A 3,226-nucleotide genomic window follows, 5' to 3' on the forward strand; every position below is an offset into this window, starting at 1 on the left:
GATGACTTTCAGACCTCTTTTCATCGGGGTAAATATCTGGGATGAAAAACCGAGTTCCTTTGACAATTTCCACCATGGCATGTCTTTTGGCTCTTCGAATATATTTGGAACCAGGTAATATTTACCAGTCTCCAGCACAGTCCCCGAAGGGCTGGATGTTATCGGAACCCCCTCTTTTTTTGCTGCTTCATATACCATTTCAATATAATCATGCGGAAGCCCGTATGATGCTGCCATCCTGAGCTTGTTGTCCGCCTCGCCGACCAGCATTATGGTGCCGGAATGTGCATTCACCGCTTCGCATGTAATTTTCAGGATATTTTGTAAGATATCGTTAAACTCAGAAGTAATATCGATTGATGCTATATCAGATAGCGCTTTCAATTTCGATGTTTCGTTTTTATACATGCTCCTAAACTCTGACCAGGATAGATTATATTTACAATATCTTTCCCATAATAAATTCTTCTCCCCTCCAGTCACCTATTAATGTGTTCTTTGGACTGCGCCCCATTTTCAGTAAACTATAAATTAGGTAAAAACCAACTGTAAGATGGCGAGTAAGTCCTTCCTGAAAAGAATGAGGCTGCCTTGAGGCGGATGGGACGAAGTAAGGAAGGGGTCCCGTTTTCTATTTTATCTCTCCCTTTGAAAAAATCTATAAAAGCTGGGAAAACTGAAAAAAAATTCTTATAGGAACATTTATTTAAGAAAAAGGAACTTTATGGCTATTACAAAATCTAAAGAAGGTATCTATGAACCTACCAGAACCACATACTCTATCTTTCTCGACTCTAATGAGTGAGATTGATAAAGGAATAATAAAAATTCCTCAATTTCAAAGGGATTTTGTTTGGAACAAGAAAAAATCTTGCAGATTAATGGATAGCATTGTAAAGGGTTATCCTATTGGAACATTTATTTTTTGGAAAACAAATGAGAGATTAAGGGCTATAAGGAATATAGGCGGGATTGAACTACCAGAAGCTAGTAAAGGAGAATTTATCCAGTATGTATTGGATGGGCAACAGAGGTTAACAAGTCTATATGCTACGTTAAAGGGTTTGAGTATACAAAGAGATGATGTACAAGAAGATTTTTCTGAAATGTACATCGACTTAGAAGTTGAAGAAAATGACGACGTTGTAATTTTTAATATCGAAGATAAAGATAAATCAAAGATTATCAAATTAAAAGATTTACTATTTGGTAGCTTTCAATTACTGAATGACTACCCTAAAGAATTTCATAATAAAATCGATGAATATAGAAAAAGAATTCAATCTTATAATTTTTCAGTAATACTTATAAAAGAAGCAAGTATTGACGTTGCCACCGACATCTTTACACGAATTAATGTCGGAGGAAAACCCTTATCGGTTTTTGAAATAATGGTTGCAAAGACATTTGATTCTGAAAAGAATTTTGATTTAGCAGAAAAATACCAAGCGTTGATTGAGAACATATCAGAAATTGATTATGAAACAATTGCAGATGCTACTGTTTTGCAAACGGTATCCACATTGTTGACAAATGAATGTTCAAAAAAACAAATTTTAAATCTTAAGAAGCAAAACTTTATTGATATATGGGATGAAGCCGAAGATGCAATTTTAAGTGCAGTTGAATATTTCAGAAATTTTTATAGAATCCCAGTATCTCAACTTTTACCATATAATGCACTTGTTGTCCCTTTTGCATATTTTTTTTACCATCATAAAGATAGACCAACAGGGGATAAACAACGGTATCTCCAAGATTTTTTTTGGCGCAGTTCATTATCTGGTCGTTATTCTTCGTCTTTAGAGAGTAAATTAGCACAAGATATTAAAAGAGTTGATAAAATTCTGAAAGATGATTTACCAAGATATGACTATGCAATAGATACAAGCCCTGAATTTATTAAAAACAATGGGTTTGGACTGAACCCCGTTTTGTGTACAACCAGTTAAGAAACTCTCCCATTTAAAACTTCCTCTGACTTTTCAAATTCTTCAGGAGTGACATACCCGATAGATGAATGAACCCGTTTTTTATTATACACCACTTCCAGAAATTTCTTGATATTTTTGTGGGCTTCATCAAATGTTTCATATTCCCAGAGATATACTTCCTCATATTTCAGAGTCTTAATAAAACTCTCAGCGAATGCATTGTCATAGGGATTTCCCCTTCTGCTCATGCTGATATTGATACCATGTTCTTTGAGTTTAGTAACGTATTCCCATGATGCATATTGAACTCCCTGGTCAGAATGATGGATGAGGTCAGAAATACCCATATCCTTGCGATCCGCTAAAGCCATATCCAGAGCTGACAGAGCGAGTTTTGCATCAATATCCCTGCCCAATTTCCATCCAATACACTTCCTGCTGAATACATCGATTATAACCGCGAGATATATGAATTCCCGCACCATGCGTATATATGTGATATCAGCCGCCCATAGTTGATTAATACCAATTACAACAAGGTCCCTTGCCAGATTGGGATAGACTGGCAGGTCGTGCTCAGAATCAGTTGTCTTTGGGACAAATTGCTTTTTTATGCACAGCAGGTTGTCTATCCTCATAAGTTCATAAACGACCTTATGATTTACTTCAAATCCACGTCGATGCAACTCGATTGTTATCCGTCTGTACCCATATCTGGGAAAATCTATTGCAATTGCCTGTATCTCAGTCTTGAGTTTCATCTCTTCAGGATCTGAGTAATGTGTCTGGTCATGCCGGATCCATTTGTTGTATCCGCTTCTGCTGACTCCGAGAGCTGAACATCCTCTGATTATGCTTATTTGATTTGTCTCTTTATGCATATCCTGGATTGTCATATAGATCAGTTCCCTTCTCTCTGTTTTTGATGCTCCTGCAGCTTGGTTTCTAAGCTGCTCAATACTTTTTTTAGAAATGCATTTTCAGCATATAGCTGACCTATGAGACGCTCTGATTCTGCTAATTTTGCTTCAGGTTTGCTGATATTGCCTTTACCGCTGAATGCTGTCCCAGGATTTTCTTTGTATTCCCATTTCCATTTTGATAGCATGGTGGGATGAATGCTGTTTTCCCGGCATACCTCTGCTGCACTTTTTCCGTTCTCAAGTTCACGAAGTATCGATATTTTGAATTCTCGTGTGAATTTTTTCCTTGTTTTCATATTTGCACCCTTTCTGTAGATGTTTGTTAAGAATGTTTCTTAACTACCTGTCCACTTTTTGGGGTGCAGTCCA

General features: G+C 36.7%; 2 protein-coding genes and 1 pseudogene. 1 reads left to right on the plus strand and 2 read right to left on the minus strand.

Annotated elements, in window-relative coordinates; translation table 11 throughout:
- Positions 1–408: hypothetical protein (locus PHV30_12010; GenBank protein MDD5457737.1), on the minus strand; the 408-nt coding region annotated here is incomplete at its 3' end.
- Between the two features lie 347 nt (positions 409–755).
- Between PHV30_12010 and PHV30_12015 the strand changes: the two genes are divergently transcribed.
- Positions 756–1,952 (plus strand): DUF262 domain-containing protein, encoded by a 1,197-nt coding sequence (locus tag PHV30_12015; GenBank protein ID MDD5457738.1) that lies wholly within the window; start codon positions 756–758, stop codon positions 1,950–1,952.
- Here the strand turns inward: PHV30_12015 and PHV30_12020 are convergent.
- Positions 1,949–3,153, minus strand: a pseudogene (locus PHV30_12020) (IS3 family transposase). The gene PHV30_12015 and the pseudogene PHV30_12020 sit on opposite strands and share 4 nt — an antisense overlap.
- Positions 3,154–3,226: the final 73 nt, after the last annotated feature.

This window comes from Candidatus Margulisiibacteriota bacterium (assembly GCA_028715625.1).
GTDB lineage: Bacteria > Margulisbacteria > Riflemargulisbacteria > GWF2-35-9 > GWF2-35-9 > JAQURL01.

Excerpts from the sequence above, each read along its gene's own strand:
- PHV30_12015 (MDD5457738.1), top strand. The coding sequence starts at position 756 with ATGAACCTACCAGAACCACATACTCTATCTTTCTCGACTCTAATGAGT.